At 68.7% G+C, this 14,451-nt stretch carries 13 protein-coding genes; 1 reads left to right on the top strand and 12 read right to left on the bottom strand.

Translation table 11 applies throughout. From position 1 onward, the window contains the following. Positions 1 to 53: 53 nt before the first annotated feature. The 5 genes from NV401_RS05165 to NV401_RS05145 form a co-directional block, all read right to left on the bottom strand. On the bottom strand, positions 54 to 1,274 hold the full coding sequence (locus tag NV401_RS05165) for a murein hydrolase activator EnvC family protein (RefSeq protein WP_261293321.1): 1,221 nt from the start codon (positions 1,272 to 1,274) through the stop codon (positions 54 to 56). Next, positions 1,243 to 1,665, bottom strand: coding sequence for a 23S rRNA (pseudouridine(1915)-N(3))-methyltransferase RlmH (locus tag NV401_RS05160; protein WP_261293320.1), 423 nt, complete (start codon positions 1,663 to 1,665; stop codon positions 1,243 to 1,245). Before NV401_RS05160 ends, NV401_RS05165 begins: the two co-directional genes overlap by 32 nt. Positions 1,666 to 1,872: 207 nt before the next feature. Beyond that, positions 1,873 to 2,313 (bottom strand): ribosome silencing factor, encoded by a 441-nt coding sequence (gene rsfS, locus NV401_RS05155; protein WP_261293319.1) that lies wholly within the window; start codon positions 2,311 to 2,313, stop codon positions 1,873 to 1,875. An 8-nt stretch (positions 2,314 to 2,321) separates the two neighbouring features. Beyond that, complete coding sequence (locus NV401_RS05150; protein ID WP_261293318.1) at positions 2,322 to 2,960, bottom strand: nicotinate-nucleotide adenylyltransferase; 639 nt, start codon at positions 2,958 to 2,960, stop codon at positions 2,322 to 2,324. Then, entirely contained in the window at positions 2,924 to 4,186 is a 1,263-nt protein-coding gene (locus NV401_RS05145) for a glutamate-5-semialdehyde dehydrogenase (protein WP_261293317.1), read from the bottom strand. Before NV401_RS05145 ends, NV401_RS05150 begins: the two co-directional genes overlap by 37 nt. 79 nt (positions 4,187 to 4,265) lie before the next feature. Here NV401_RS05145 and NV401_RS05140 point away from each other — a divergent pair, with 79 nt between their 5' ends. Next, entirely contained in the window at positions 4,266 to 5,324 is a 1,059-nt protein-coding gene (locus tag NV401_RS05140) for a DUF3667 domain-containing protein (protein WP_261293316.1), read from the top strand. On the opposite strand, the gene NV401_RS05135 is transcribed toward NV401_RS05140, so the two are convergent. The 7 genes from NV401_RS05135 to ruvB all read right to left on the bottom strand — a co-directional run bounded on the left by NV401_RS05135 (position 5,314) and on the right by ruvB (position 14,413). After that, the gene (locus tag NV401_RS05135; RefSeq protein WP_261293315.1) at positions 5,314 to 5,733 is read right to left on the bottom strand and encodes a hypothetical protein; all 420 of its coding nucleotides are present in this window, start codon (positions 5,731 to 5,733) and stop codon (positions 5,314 to 5,316) included. The genes NV401_RS05140 and NV401_RS05135 overlap by 11 nt on opposite strands. 68 nt (positions 5,734 to 5,801) lie before the next feature. After that, positions 5,802 to 7,763 carry an ATP-dependent zinc metalloprotease FtsH gene (gene ftsH / locus NV401_RS05130; RefSeq protein ID WP_315369055.1) on the bottom strand — a complete coding sequence of 654 codons (1,962 nt, stop codon included), beginning with the start codon at positions 7,761 to 7,763 and terminating at the stop codon, positions 5,802 to 5,804. Positions 7,764 to 7,844: 81 nt separating this feature from the next. Next, positions 7,845 to 8,807, bottom strand: coding sequence for a tRNA lysidine(34) synthetase TilS (gene tilS, locus NV401_RS05125; RefSeq protein WP_261293314.1), 963 nt, complete (start codon positions 8,805 to 8,807; stop codon positions 7,845 to 7,847). Between the two features lie 63 nt (positions 8,808 to 8,870). Continuing rightward, entirely contained in the window at positions 8,871 to 9,857 is a 987-nt protein-coding gene (locus NV401_RS05120) for a tetratricopeptide repeat protein (protein WP_261293313.1), read from the bottom strand. Positions 9,858 to 9,918: 61 nt separating this feature from the next. Beyond that, positions 9,919 to 10,920 carry a helix-turn-helix domain-containing protein gene (locus NV401_RS05115; protein ID WP_261293312.1) on the bottom strand — a complete coding sequence of 334 codons (1,002 nt, stop codon included), beginning with the start codon at positions 10,918 to 10,920 and terminating at the stop codon, positions 9,919 to 9,921. A gap of 111 nt (positions 10,921 to 11,031) precedes the next feature. Beyond that, a complete protein-coding gene (gene ptsP, locus NV401_RS05110) occupies positions 11,032 to 13,302 on the bottom strand; it encodes a phosphoenolpyruvate--protein phosphotransferase (RefSeq protein WP_261293311.1) in 2,271 nt (756 codons plus the stop codon). Positions 13,303 to 13,390: 88 nt separating this feature from the next. Continuing rightward, positions 13,391 to 14,413: a Holliday junction branch migration DNA helicase RuvB gene (gene ruvB, locus NV401_RS05105; RefSeq protein WP_261293310.1), complete on the bottom strand. Its 1,023-nt coding sequence runs from the start codon at positions 14,411 to 14,413 to the stop codon at positions 13,391 to 13,393. Positions 14,414 to 14,451 lie beyond the last annotated feature (38 nt).

The raw sequence follows: 14,451 nt of genomic DNA, 5'->3' as shown, positions 1-14,451 counted from the left end.
CGGGTTATGCCGCGCGATCAAAGCGGATCGACGGTGAATGGTTGATGAGCGGTTCAGCCGATCAGCGGCGTCATGTCGACCGCACGGCCGCGGCGGCGCAACTCGACCGTGATGCGCGCCTCGTCGCTCGGCGCCGCGCGGCCAAGCGGCGCACCCTGCGCGATGCTGTCGCCGACCTTGACCGCGGTCGCGCCGAGCCCGGCGACGAGCGAGGTCCAGCCGTCGCCATGATCGAGGATGACAATCCGGCCATAGCCGCGGAACGGGCCGGCAAAGGCGACCCGCCCCGCCGCCGGCGCGACCGCCGTCGCTTCGCTGGCGCAGGCCAGCGTCAGCCCGCGCGAGCGCACGCCGGCATCGGACAATTCGCCCAACCCGGTGACGACGCGGCCGACCACCGGCAGGCGATACGGCGCGGCGCCGGCCGACCAGGACACGCTGTCGATCGGCGCGGCGACCTGGCCCGGCCGCGGCGGGCGCGGCACCGGGCCGGGCAGCGATTCGAGCCGTGCGCGCAGGCTGGCCTGATCGCCCAACTGATCCATCAGGTCGACGATGTCGCGCGCGCGTTCGCCGAGCGCGATCGCGCGATCGGATTCGAACAGGGCGTCACGCCCCAAAGCGCGCGAGCGCAGCCGGTGCGCCGCCTCGAGCCGGGTCAGCGCCAGCCGCTGCGTTTCGAGCTCGGCCCGCGCGCCGGCCAGATTCTGCGTGGCGAGCGCCGCATCCGCCTGCAACCGGCGCGACCGCACCAGTTCGGCGCGGATGTCGGCCGTGCGCGCCTTGATCACCGGCAACGTGCTGGCCAGCACCGCGCGGACATGGACGATGTCACTGACCGAACCGGGCTGGACGATGCTGATCAGCACCGGGCGCCGCGCCAGCGACTGCAACGCCGCGACGAGCCGCACCACCGGCCCCTGTTTCTCGTCGAGTCGGGCGCGCTGCGCGGCGACCAGCTGCCGGATGATCTCGATCCGCGCCTGGCCCGCGGCGATATCCGCCTCGGCCTGCTGGATCCGCGCCGCAACCGCTGCTTCCTGCGCGCGCGCCTGGCGTGCCTGATCGCGCTCGCCCGCCGCCCGCCGGTCGAGCGCGGCGGAGCGCGCCGCCGCGGCGATCGATTGCGCCTTGGCATCGGCAAGCCGCTTCTGCTGGTCCTGCGACGGCGCGGCGGCGGCGAGCAGCCCGCCGCCCGCCAGCGCGATCGCCGTCCACCGTATTGCCCCCGCGCCCATGCCGTCACCCTTCGCGGTGATACGGATGGTTGGCAAGAATGCTCGCCGCGCGCCACACCTGCTCGGCAAGCATCGCGCGGGCGAGGATGTGCGGCCAGGTCGCGCGGCCGAACGACAGCAGCAGATCGGCCTGCGCGCGATCCGCATCGTCGAACCCGTCCGCCGCACCGATCATGAAGCGCAGCTCGCGCACGCCATCGTCGCGCCAGCGCCCGATCCTGTCGGCCAGCGCCTTGGAGGGCAGCACTTCGCCGGTTTCGTCGAGCATGACGATACGGGTCTGCGGCTCGAGCGCGGGCATCTTGCCGCCCGTATCGGGCAGTTCGGTGATCCGCGTCGGCCACGGCACGCGCTTGAGATACCGCTCGACCAGCTCCGCCTCGGGGCTACGCCCGATCCGCCCGCGCGCGACGATATGGATCAGCATCGGCGCGGTTCAGTCGTGCAGGATACGAAGACGGCATCAGCTGGCGGCTTAAACAGGCAATCACGCCCAGCCCCACCACCGTCATCCTGAACCGGATTCAGGATCCATCGGGCGGCTAAGCCCCGGACACGATGGTGCGCTTCGTCATCCCGGCACAGTGGATCCTGAAACAAGTTCAGGATGGCGGCGGTTATTTGGCGACCGACTTCAATCGTCGGAATCGTCGTCGTCTTCGAAGGCCGCATAGTCTTCGTGCTTGGCCGGCGTCGCCGGTGCTTCAGGTGCATCGCCGAACGCCCACATCCGCTCGAGATTGTAGAAGCTGCGCACTTCCGGGCGGAACAGGTGGACGATTACGTCGCCGGCGTCGATCAGCACCCAGTCCGCGGTCGGCAGGCCCTCAATGCGGGTCTGGCGGCCGAGATCGGCCTTGATCTTCTGCTGCAGCTTCTGCGCCATCGACGCCACCTGGCGGGTCGATCGACCGCTGGCGATGACCATGAAATCGGCGATGCTGGATTTGCCGGCCAGCGGGATCGAGATCGTCTCGACCGCCTGGTCGTCGTCGAGCGAGGCGAGAATCAGCGCATGCAGGGCCGCTACTTCTTCGGGGTCGGTCGCACGGATAACGGGGAGAGTTGAGGCCAAGACGATTCCTAGGTTGATCGGGTTGTCGGCATGAAACGCCGCTGCCAGGCGGGATCGGCCCTGCGCAGGCCGCTCGCGGAGGTCGGGTCAAGGCGGAATCGCAACAGCACGAGGGCCGGCAGTCTCCACGTCGTCCAGCTCTTCGCCTGGTGTGCGGGCCGCTGCCAGCGCCGCAACCAACCCATCGCGACGCCCGCGTGGGCCGCATGCTCATAGCCCGGACGCGCGACAACCGCAATCGGAACCTCGCGGGCGATTCCGCGCCAGTCGCGCCAGCGGTGGAACTGCGCGAGATTGTCGCCCCCCATCAGCCAGATGAAGCGGTTGTCGGGGTAACGGCGGACCAGCTTGCGCAGCGTATCGACGGTGTAGCGCGTGCCCAGGCGCGTCTCGATATCGCTCGGCCGGATCGGCGCATTGCGGCTCATCGCGCGCGCCGAGGCGAGCCGGATAACCAGCGGCGCCATATCCGTCGCGCCGTCCTTGAGCGGATTGCCCGGCGACACCAGCCACCATACTTCGTCGAGCCCGAGCGCGCGGATCGCCGCCAGGCTGATCGCGCGATGCCCCGAATGCGCCGGATTGAACGAGCCGCCGAGCAGGCCGACCTTCAAGGCCTGACCTGCCCCGTGCCGCGCCCGACCCATTTGTACGTCGTCAGCCCTTCCAGCGCGACCGGCCCGCGCGCGTGGAGCCGGCCGGTGGCGATGCCGATTTCGCCCCCCAGCCCGAACTCGCCGCCATCGGCGAATTGCGTCGAGGCGTTCCACAGCACGATCGCGCTGTCGACCGCGGCGATGAAGCGCTCGGCGATGCGCTCGTCCTCCGCGATGATCGCGTCGGTGTGATGCGATCCGTGCGCAGCGATATGCGCGATCGCCGCCTCCACCCCGTCCACGATCGCGACCGAGGCTATCGCATCGAGATATTCGGTATCCCAGTCGGCATTGTCGGCCGCGGCGATCGACGGATCCAGCACACGCGCGGCGGCATCGCCGCGCACTTCGCAGCCCGCTTCTGCAAGAGCGGTGATCAACGCGCTCGCCTGGGGGTAGGCGCGGTCGATCAGTAGGGTTTCCATCGCCCCGCACACGCCGGTGCGGCGCAGTTTCGCGTTGACGGCGATCGCCGCGGCCATCGCCGGCGCGGCCGATCCATCGACATAGACGTGATTGATGCCGTCGAGATGCGCCAGCACCGGCACCCGGGCTTCGGCCTGCACGCGCGCGACAAGGCTCTTGCCGCCGCGCGGCACGACCAGATCGATCACCCCGTCGGCGGCCAGCATCGCCCCAACCGCCGCCCGATCCGTCGTCGGCACGAGCAGGGCGATATCGGCGGGCAGCCCTGCCTCGACGAAGCCGGCGACCAGCGCGGCATGGATCGCGCGATTGCTGTGCTGCGCTTCCGATCCGCCGCGCAGGATCACCGCATTGCCCGCCTTGACGCAAAGGGCGGCGGCATCGGCGGTAACGTTCGGCCGGCTTTCATAGATGATCCCGATCACGCCGATCGGCACGCGTATGCGTGACAGCTGCAGGCCGTTGGGCCGCGCGCTGCGATCGATCACCGTGCCGATCGGATCGGGCAGATCGGCGATCGCCGCAACGCCCGCGGCCATGCCCTCGATCCTCGTGTCGTCGAGCATCAGGCGATCGAGCATCGCCCCGGACAGGCCGATCTCGCGCCCGTGCGCCATATCCCGGGCATTGGCAGCGAGGATCGCCGGTGCGGCGGCGCGCAGCGCATCCGCCGCCGCTGCCAGCGCCGCCCGTCGCGCGTCGCTCGGCAAGCCGGCGACAATCGCCCCGGCGGCGCGCGCGCGGCGCCCCATGTCGGCGATCAGGGCCAGCGGATCGATCGTGTCGGTCATGCCCAACCCGCTATCACGCGGGCCCGATCACGCCAAATAGCTATCGCTTTATCGCGTCCCGGTGATAGGCATGGTGTCGATGACGGGGGGAATCGAAGCGGTCGGCGATATCGCCACCGGCACCATGCTGGGCCGGGCGGTCGAGCCGTGCGCGGGCGACGCCCATATGCGCCACGCCGATCACGGCCTGTGCCTCAATTGCGGCACGGCGCTGATCGGCGATTATTGCCACGCCTGCGGGCAGGCGGAGCATGTCCACCGTACGCTGGGATCGATCGGGCACGATCTGCTGCACGGCGTGTTCCACTTCGAAGGCAAGATCTGGCGCACGCTGCCGATGCTGGTGTTTCATCCCGGCGACCTGACGCGGCGCTATATCGCCGGCGAACGCGCGCGCTTCGTGTCGCCGCTCGCGCTGTTCCTGTTCATGGTGTTCCTGATGTTCGCCTCGATCCACACCTTCAATGGGGATCTGGGCAGCGACATGCCCCCTGCGGCACGCGCATCGGCGATCAGGAATATCGACAAGGAAATCGCCGACACCAAGGCCAGGCTGGCGCAGGCGACGGTGCAGCCGCGCGCTGCGACATCGACCGCGGAGGACCTGCAACGCGAACTCGCCGGTCTGCAGACCGCACGTAGCGTAATGAGCGGCAAGCGGATGCTCGGCGATCCCGATTTCGCCTTTTCCAACGGCACCACGCCCTGGCCCGCGCTCAACAAGGGCCTTGCCAAGGCCAATGCCAATCCGGGGCTGATGCTCTACAAGCTGCAATCGAGCGCGTATAAATATAGCTGGGCGCTGATCCCGATCTCGACGCCGTTCGTGGCGCTGCTGTTCCTGTGGCGGCGGCGCTACAAATTGTACGATCACGCGATCTTCGTGACCTATTCGCTCGCCTTCATGATGATCATGGTCGTCGTGCTCAGCGGGATGATCAGGCTGAATGCCTCAGAGACCCTGATCAGCAGCATCGCGTTGCTGCTGCCGCCGCTGCACATGTTCGTGCAGCTGCGCGGCGCCTACGAATTGCGCAAGCGCTCGGCGCTGTGGCGCACGATCGCGCTGATCAGCTTCGCCTGGATCGCCTTGCTGACCTTCGTCATGCTGCTGCTGGCGGTCGGGCTCAGCGGCTGACGCGGCGCGGCGCGGCCGCCGCCCCCTGCGGGCACGGATATTTCGCGACGATCACGCGCGACAGGCCGTCCTTCATGCTCATGCCGCGCTGTGCCGGGGGAATCGTCCGGAGCGCTGTAAGAAATTCCTCGCTGCCCATCTTGTTCTTGCCGTCGGACTTGGGCGGGCAGGCGAGCGGCGGCTTGCCGGCCGCCTCGCGCGCCTTCTTCTCGGCCTGCAGCTGTGCCGCGACGGTCGCCATCTCGGCCTTGAGCAGCTTCACGTCGGGCGAGAACATCGCCATCATGCCCTTGGCCTTGAGCGCCTCGACCTTGCTGAGAAACGTCTGCACGCTCATCGGCGCGCGCACCTGTGCGGTGGCCGCGGCCGGCACGGCGAGCGCCGCCGCCAGCATGATCATTCGTTTCATCAAAAACCCTCCCGCAACGGCTGTCGCGGGAGGGTTATGAAGGCCGGCATGAACCGGGAATGACCGGGTCAGGCGCCGAGCGGGCTCGGCGTGCCGAACGGGCCCTTGGGGCGCCGCGTCTTGGGGATCGAGGTGCCGCCTGCCGGCACGACCGGCGTCTTGGGGCCGCTGTCGCGGTCGATCTGCTCGCCGGCGATCAGCGCCTTGATCTCGTCGCCGGACAGCGTCTCATATTCGAGCAGCGCCTCGGCCAGCAGATGCAGCTGGTCGATATGCTTGTTGAGCAGCTCCTTGGCGCGGTTGAGCCCGCCCTCGACGATGCGCTTGATCTCGCCGTCGATCAGCTCGGCGGTCTGGTTCGACATGCGCGCCGGACGACCCGACGAGTAACCGAGGAAGCTCTCGCCTTCCGGCTCGCCATATTCGAGCGGCCCGACCACGTCCGACATGCCCCAGCGCGTGACCATGTCGCGCGCCAGATTGGTGGCGTACTGAATGTCCGACGACGCGCCCGACGAGACCTTGTCATAGCCGAAGATCACTTCCTCGGCGACGCGACCGCCCATCGACACGGCAAGGTTGGCGTACATCTTGTCGCGGTGATAGCTGTAACTGTCCCGCTCCGGCAGCCGCATGACCATGCCGAGCGCACGGCCGCGCGGGATGATCGTCGCCTTGTGGATCGGATCCGAGGCCGCCTCGTGCACCGAGACGATCGCGTGGCCGGCCTCGTGATAGGCGGTCATGCGCTTTTCGTCGTCGGTCATCACCATCGAGCGCCGCTCCGCGCCCATCATGACCTTGTCCTTGGCTTCCTCGAACTCGCTCATCGCGACCAGCCGCTTGCCCTTGCGCGCGGCGAGCAGCGCCGCCTCGTTGACGAGGTTGGCGAGATCTGCGCCCGAAAAGCCCGGCGTGCCGCGCGCGATCACGCGCCCGTCGACGTCGGGTGCCAGCGGCACCTTCTTCATATGCACTTCGAGGATCTTGATGCGGCCCTCGATATCCGGCCGCGGCACGACGACCTGGCGATCGAAGCGACCCGGACGCAGCAAGGCGGGATCGAGCACGTCAGGACGGTTGGTCGCGGCGATGATGATGATGCCTTCGTTCGCCTCGAACCCGTCCATCTCGACCAGCAGCTGGTTGAGCGTCTGCTCGCGTTCGTCATTGCCGTTGCCGAGACCGGCACCACGATGGCGGCCGACCGCATCGATCTCGTCGATGAAGACGATGCACGGGGCAGACTTCTTGGCCTGTTCGAACATGTCGCGCACGCGGCTCGCGCCGACGCCGACGAACATCTCGACAAAGTCCGAGCCCGAGATGGTGAAGAACGGCACGCCGGCCTCACCCGCGATCGCGCGGGCGAGCAGCGTCTTGCCGGTGCCCGGCGAGCCGACCAGCAGCGCGCCCTTGGGGATCTTGCCGCCGAGACGCGCGAACTTGGTCGGGTCCTTCAGGAACTCAACGATCTCCTCGAGCTCCTCGCGTGCCTCGTCGATGCCGGCGACATCCTGGAAGGTCACGCGGCCTTCCTTTTGCGTCAGCATCTTCGCGCGGCTCTTGCCGAAGCCCATTGCGCCGGAGCCGGAATTCTTCTGCATCTGGCGCAACACGAAGAAGGCGATGCCGAGGAACAGCAGGAACGGCAGCGAATTGATCAGCATGACCTGCCACAGCGCCGGGCCCTCCTCGGGCTTGGCGGTGATCACGACGTTCTTCGTGCGCAGCCGTTCGATCAGCTGCGGATCGGGGATGGCATAGGTCTTGAAGCGATTGTCGTCGGTCAGCGTGCCGGAAATGACATCGCCCGACACGTTCACTTCACGCACCGTGCCTTCCTCGACCTTATCGAGGAACGAGGAATAGGCGATCGCCGTGCCGGCCGGCTGGCGGCCGGGCGAATCGAACAGCGCGACAAACATCGCCAGCGCAAGCAGAATGCCGACCCAGATCAGCAGGCTCTTCATCCACGGATTGGGCTCGTTGCCATCCGGACCGGGCTGCGGCTTGTCGTTGTCGTTCATGAGGCTTCGGGTACCTTTCGTCCCCCATAAGATAAGCGCGCGCGGGTTAATGGCAATGGAACAGAATCGAGATTGCGTCCGTCAGCCCGCGCGACGCGGTGGCGCGGCGGTAAAATGCCAGGTTTCGCCCCGCGCGCTGGCCATGACACCGGCCTGCGTCGCCCGCCCGCCCGCCGCCAGCGCATCGAGCAGCGGCTCGATATTCGCCGCGTCGCTCCACGCCGGCGCGATGATCGCGCGGTCCTCGCGCACGCGCGCGATCGCGCCGCGGGCGAGGCGGCGGCACAGTTCGCGCGGCAATCCGGCCATGTCGATCGTGCAGTCGCCGGGCGCGCTGGGCCGACGCCGCGTGTCCAGCAGCCACGCCTCGAACGCGCGCAGCTCGCGATCGGTTTCCGCGAGATAGCCCGCCGAACGCGCGATCGCCGCCGCATCCAGCCACGGCGCCTGGCGCAGCAGCGCGCGAAACTGCGTGCGATCGTAGCGCGCGCTGGCATTGCTCGGATCGTCAACGAACGGCAGCGCCCAGTCTTCGGCCAGCGCGCGCAGCTCGGCGCAGCGCCAGCCGAGCAGCGGGCGGAGCAAGGTCAGCGTGTCGCTGAGCGGGCGGCGCGGGCGGATGCCCGCCAGGCCGGCCAGCCCCGATCCGCGCGCGGCGCGCATCAGAAAGGTCTCGGCCTGATCGTCGGCATGATGCGCGGTAAGCAGGATCGCGGCACCCGCCTGCGCCGCCCAGTCGGTGAGCAGCGCGTAGCGCGCGGCACGGGCGGCGGCCTGGAGGTTTGCCGTGGCGAGCGGGGTGGCGGGGCGGAGCGTCGCATGCGGCACGCCCGCCCCGAGCGTCGCGCAAAAGCCGGCGACCATCGCTGCCTCGGCCGCCGCCGCCGCGCGCAGCCCGTGATCGACCGTCGCCGCGATCACCTGCCCCGGCCAGGCGCGGGCGGCCAGCGCGAGCAGCGCGATACTGTCCGGCCCGCCCGACACGGCGATCGCAATGATATCGTCCGGTCGGACCGCTCGCCCGAGCGCCGTCGCGGCGTCCACGCGCAAGCGCTCGACAGGATCGCCGCGCCCGGTCATCCGGCCGTCAGGCCGCGATGGGCGATGCTATTTCCCGCATTTCTGCGCCGTCCGCCCCTTGGTGACGCCGGCCTTCATCGCCTCCGACAATTTATCCGGATAGACATCGGTCAGTTCGTCATAGACCTTGCAGATCTCGCTCGACGGCTTCTTCAGCACGGTCAGCGCCTGGGCGAGATAATAGAGGCTTTCGTGCGCGCGATCGCCCTTCGGATTGGCGCGGTAATTGTCGTAAAAGGCCAGCACCGCGAGATTGGGCTTGCCCTCGTCGAGCAGCGACCGGCCGAGCATGTTCTGCGCGCGGCTGACGCGGCGGTGCTGCGGATAGGTCTTTACCAGTGCCTTGAACTGCGTTTCCGCCTCGGGATACAATTTCGCATCCCACAGCCGATAGCCGTAATTGTAGATGTCCTCGCCGGCATCGTCGGTCTCCGGCTTCTCGACCGCCGCGATCCGCTGCGCGCGCGCCGGATCCTTGCTCGTCGTTGCCGTGGTCGGCGGCGGCGTCACGGGCCTAGCCGTTCCGGTCCCCGTCCCCACCGGCTTCGACGCGCCTGGCCGCGGCGTCGCACGGATCGGTGCCGGCTCTTCGCCCACGTCGCCCGCCCCGACGCGCGGCCCGGTCGAGGCGGTGGTATCCTCCAGCGCCTTCAACCGCGCATCGGTGCTGCGCTTGTAGGCGGCGAACGCATCCTCCACCTGGCGCATCTTGAACTGGTTCTGCTCGACCTGCCCGGTCATCGTGCGCAGCTGCGATTCCAGCGCATCGACGCGCGCGATCAGATCGGTCACCGCGCTGTTCGACGGCGTTCCGATGTCGCTGACGGCATCGGTCCCGGTGATCTCGGGCTGGATCAGCTTGCCCCCGGCGGTCGGGAATACCTTGCGCTGCACCGCGCGCATCTGGCCCTCGAGCCGGTCGACCCGCACCTCGACACCCGACTGTGCCGTCGCCGGACAGGCCAGCGTCGCCGTGCCGATCATCAACCCCGCTATCGTCAGTAACTTACGCATGACACCCCCCGGTGCAGATGGATGGAATACTCTAGCTGACATCGTCGTCCTGTCGCCAGCCTTAAGGTGTCGGGGTCGACGCGGCCGCCGGTGCCGGCGTGGTCGGTGCCGGCGGATTGGTCACTGCCGGCGGCGTGGTGCTGGTGCGGGTCTGCTGCGCCGGGGCTGCCCGGCGCTCGGGCTGCGCGCTGGCGGAGGGCGCTCGGAAAGCGGGCGGCACGGCATCGCCGGTGCGCGCGGCTGGCGCCGTGGCCGCCGCCGGCGCAGCTGCCGGGGTTGGCGTCGGCGCAGTACCGGCGCCGCGCCCGGTCAGCGCCGCGGCGCTGATCCCGACATCCTTGATCGCGAGCCGGCCATCGCCGAGCGCCGGCAGCGCGGAGCCGTTCAGCGTTACCGACAATTTGTCCGGCCGGCCGACATTGATCATCGGCCCGTTGGCGTCGGACGGCACTTCATAGCGTTCGCCGGGCTTCAGCGTGTCCTGGAACAGCGTCTTGCCGGCGGCGTCGTAGACCCGCATCCACACCTCGTCGGTCGCGGTGAGCACGACCTGCCCGCTGGTCGGCGCGACCGGCGCCGGCACGTCGATCACCGCGGCGGGCTGCACGCTATTTTCGGCCACCGGCATCCCCGCACCGTCATCGCCGCGGAACAGGTTGGTGCCATACCACAGGCCGACCGCGATCAGCAGCAGCACGACGACGACGATGCTGCCGACCACCACGCCGCCAGTCGGCGTGCGCTTGGGATCGTCGATCTCGTACATCTCGTAATTGGTGCGCTGCACGGTCTGGTCGCTGGCGCCGCGAACATCGCGCGCGATCGCCACTTCGTCCGCGCCGACCGCGCGGGCATAGGCCTTGGCGAAGCCGACCGCATAGGTCACCGACGGAAGGCCGGAATAATCGTCCTTCTCGATCGCTTCCAGCTGGCGCAGCGGGACACGCGTGCGCGCGCCGATTTCGGCCAGCGACAGGCCTTGCGCCTCGCGCGCCGCGCGCAGCCTTTCCCCCACCGTCTTGGGGAACAAGGTGGCGTCGTCGGCCGGGACGGTATCGGTCATGAAGCTCTCCGGCAGGAATGGTGCGACCTGTTGGTCCTGCGTGTCTTGGCCGCTCGTGTCTCAAAGGGGGACCGTGCTGTCAACGCCTAGGCCGGGCGGCACGGCACGGGATCAGGCCAGTTCGACGCCATTGTCCGCCGCCCAGGCGGTCAGCGCGGCGCGCAGATCGCGGGGCGGGGTTTTCAGCAGCGCGGCCATGTGCGCCATCAGGGCGGCACGATCGAGCGAGCGGACCATCGCCTTGATCGGGCCGACCGCGGCCGGCGTGATCGACAGCCGCTCGATCCCGAGCCCGATCAGCGCCATCGCCTCGAGCGGCCGACCGCCCATTTCGCCGCATACCGCCAGCGGCTTGCCCGCCGCACGGACCGGCGCCTCGACCCGCGCGAGGAAGCGCAGGATCGCCGGGCTCAGCCAATCGTAGCGTTCGGCGAGCTTGGGATGCGCGCGATCGGCGGCAAACAGGAACTGCGTCAGATCGTTGGTGCCGATCGACAGGAAATCGAGCCGCGGCAGCAGCACGTCGAGCATTTCGGCGAGCGCCGGCACTTCGAGCATCGCACCATAGCGGATCTCGGTCGGCAGTCTTTTGCCGCGTGCGTGCATCCATTCGCGCTGCGCCGCGAACAAGGCCTGTGCCTCGTCGAACTCCCACGGCTCGGACACCATCGGGAACATCACGTTGAGCGTGCGCCCCGCCGCCGCCTCGAGCAGCGCGCGCGCCTGCACCTTCATCAGCCCGCCGCGATCGAGCGCGAGGCGCAGCGCGCGCCAGCCCATCGCCGGATTTTCCTCCTCCTCGTCCGCTCGGTTGAGATAGGGCAAGGCCTTGTCGCCGCCGATATCGACCGTGCGGAAGATCACCGGGCGGTCGCCCGCGGCGTCCAGCACCTCGCGGTACAGCCGCTGCTGTTGCGCCTTGGCCGGCAAGGTGGCCGAGACCAGGAACTGGAATTCGGTGCGGAACAGGCCGATCCCGTCCGCCCCGGTCACGTCGAGCGCGGCGACATCGTCGCGCAACCCGGCATTGACCATCACCGTGATGCGGTGCCCGTCCTTGGTGATCGGCAGTTCGCCCTTCAGCGCGGCGAACACCGCGCGGCGCTTCTGGCGCAGATCGAGTTTGGCCTCGAACGCCTCCTCCATGCCCGCCGCCGGCCGCGCGAGGACATTGCCCGCCGTCACGTCGAGCAGCAGCAGATCGCCCTCGGCAACGGCGCGGCGCACGCCCTTGACGCGGCCCAGCACCGGCACGCCCATCGCGCGCGCGACGATCGTGACGTGCGCGGTCAGCGATCCTTCTTCGAGCACCACGCCCTTCAGGCGGCGGCGATCATATTCGAGCAGTTCGGCCGGGCCGAGATTGCGCGCGATCAGGATCGTGTCCTGGCGCAGCCCGCCCTGCGCGGCCGTGCCCATCTGGCCCGAGACGATGCGCAGCAGCCGGTTCGACAGATCCTCCAGATCGTGCATGCGATCGGCCAGCAGCGGATCGTCGATCTGGCGCATTCTCGCGCGCGTGCGCTGCTGGACGCGCTCGATCGCCGCTTCGGCGGTCAGCCCGGAATCGATCGCCTCGTTGATGCGCCGCGCCCAGCCCTCGTCATAGGCGAACATCTTGTAGGTCTGCAGCACCTCGTCATGCTCGCCGCCGACGCCGAATTCGGCCTGGCTGGCGATGCGCTCGATCTGCTCGCGCATCTTGTCGAACGCGGCATAGACGCGGTGGCGTTCGGCCTCGGTGTCTTCCGCGACGGTATGTTCGATCGTCACGCGCGGTTGGTGATAGACGGCGTAACCGCTGGCCATCCCCTCGACGAGCTTGAGCCCCGGGATCCGCATCGTCGCGGTCGATTGCGGGCGCAGACTGGCGGCCGAGCTGGCATCGACCAGATCGGCATTGGCGATCAGCTCGCTCAGCACCATCGCCACCGTCTGCAGCGCCTCGATCTCGACATCGTCATAACGGTGCGGATCGGCATGCTGCACGCACAGCACGCCGACCGAGCGTTCGCGGCGGATGATCGGCACGCCGGCAAAGCTGTGGAACTTCTCCTCGCCGGTTTCGGGGCGATAGGCGAAATCGGGATGGCTCGCCGCCTCGTCGAGATTGAGCGTTTCGCCCTGCTCGGCGATCGTGCCGACCAGCCCCTCGCCCAGCGCCAGCGTGGTGACGTGCACCGCCTCTTCCGCCAGGCCGCGAGTGGCGTACAGTTCGAGCACGCCGTCGCGCAGCAGATAGATCGAACAGACCTCGCTCGACATCGCTTCGCCGACGATGCCGACCACGGCGTTGAGCTTGGCCTGGGCCGGCGTGCGCGACGCCATCACGTCGTGCAGTCGAACCAGGATTTCACGGGCGGAGGCGACGGCGGAGGGCATCGGGATTGGCTAGCAGGTTGCAGGCGATCGGGCCATAACCCGACGGCGAAAGCAATTCTGTTTCCCGCCCAAGGCCGGGGCCACCGAATCAGGCATCGAACAGCCCTTCCTGTACGCCCGCCGGCGGATTGAGCCCGAGATGCTTCCAGCCGCCGGCGTTGAGGCAGCGGCCGCGCGCGGTGCGCGCGATCAGCCCCAATTGGATGAGATAGGGCTCGATCACTTCCTCGACCGTGTCGCGCGGCTCGCTCAGGCCCGCGGCAAGCGTCTCGACCCCGACCGGGCCGCCGCGATAGATGTCGGCGATCATCATCAGATAGCGCCGGTCCATTGCATCGAGCCCGAGCTTGTCGACTTCGAGCCGGTTGAGCGCCGAATCCGCCGCCACCGCATCGACCAGATCATGCCCCGCGGCATGCGCGAAGTCGCGCACCCGGCGCAGCAGCCGCCCGGCGATGCGCGGCGTGCCGCGGCTGCGCCGCGCGACCTCGGTCGCGCCGTCGGGCGAGATGGCGAGACCAAGCAGCCCGGCGGCGCGGGTCACGACGCGCTGCAATTCCTCGACCGTGTAGAAGGTAAGCCGCACCGGGATGCCGAAGCGATCGCGCAGCGGCGTGGTCAGCAACCCCTGCCGCGTCGTCGCGCCGACCAGGGTAAAGCGCGGCAGATCGATCCTGACCGAGCGCGCCGATGGCCCCTCGCCGATCATCAGATCGAGTGCGCGGTCCTCCATTGCCGGATACAGCACTTCCTCGACCGCCGGCTGGAGCCGATGGATCTCGTCGATGAACAGCACATCGCCATCCTCGAGATTGGTGAGGAGTGCGGCGAGATCGCCCGACTTGGCGATCACCGGGCCCGACGTGGCGCGGAACCCCACCCCCATCTCGCGCGCGATGATCTGCGCCAGCGTGGTCTTGCCGAGCCCCGGGGGGCCGAAGAACAGCACGTGATCGAGCGCATCGCCACGCGCGCGCGCGGCGGCGATGAACACGCGCAGATTCTCGCGCGCCGCCTTCTGCCCGACAAAGTCGTCGAGCGACTTGGGGCGCAGCGCGGCATCGACATCGTCGGGGGTGCGCGCAGGGGTCAGGAGGCGGTCGTCGGTCACCTCCGTTCCCTACACGTTCCCGGTCGACGCTGTCGAGC

The organism is Sphingomonas hylomeconis (assembly GCF_025370105.1).
Lineage (GTDB): Bacteria > Pseudomonadota > Alphaproteobacteria > Sphingomonadales > Sphingomonadaceae > Sphingomonas > Sphingomonas hylomeconis.
This window is presented reverse-complemented; position numbering and strand designations above follow the sequence as displayed.

Bases quoted from the DNA above. Each gene is read 5' to 3' on its own strand.
- NV401_RS05150 (WP_261293318.1), bottom strand. From the start codon at position 2,960: ATGGGTCGGGCGCGGCACGGGGCAGGTCAGGCCTTGAAGGTCGGCCTG.
- ftsH (WP_315369055.1), bottom strand. From the start codon at position 7,763: ATGAACGACAACGACAAGCCGCAGCCCGGTCCGGATGGCAACGAGCCC.
- NV401_RS05145 (WP_261293317.1), bottom strand. From the start codon at position 4,186: ATGACCGACACGATCGATCCGCTGGCCCTGATCGCCGACATGGGGCGC.
- NV401_RS05160 (WP_261293320.1), bottom strand. From the start codon at position 1,665: ATGCTGATCCATATCGTCGCGCGCGGGCGGATCGGGCGTAGCCCCGAG.
- NV401_RS05115 (WP_261293312.1), bottom strand. From the start codon at position 10,920: ATGACCGATACCGTCCCGGCCGACGACGCCACCTTGTTCCCCAAGACG.
- NV401_RS05140 (WP_261293316.1), top strand. From the start codon at position 4,266: ATGACGGGGGGAATCGAAGCGGTCGGCGATATCGCCACCGGCACCATG.
- NV401_RS05135 (WP_261293315.1), bottom strand. From the start codon at position 5,733: ATGAAACGAATGATCATGCTGGCGGCGGCGCTCGCCGTGCCGGCCGCG.
- ptsP (WP_261293311.1), bottom strand. From the start codon at position 13,302: ATGCCCTCCGCCGTCGCCTCCGCCCGTGAAATCCTGGTTCGACTGCAC.
- NV401_RS05120 (WP_261293313.1), bottom strand. From the start codon at position 9,857: ATGCGTAAGTTACTGACGATAGCGGGGTTGATGATCGGCACGGCGACG.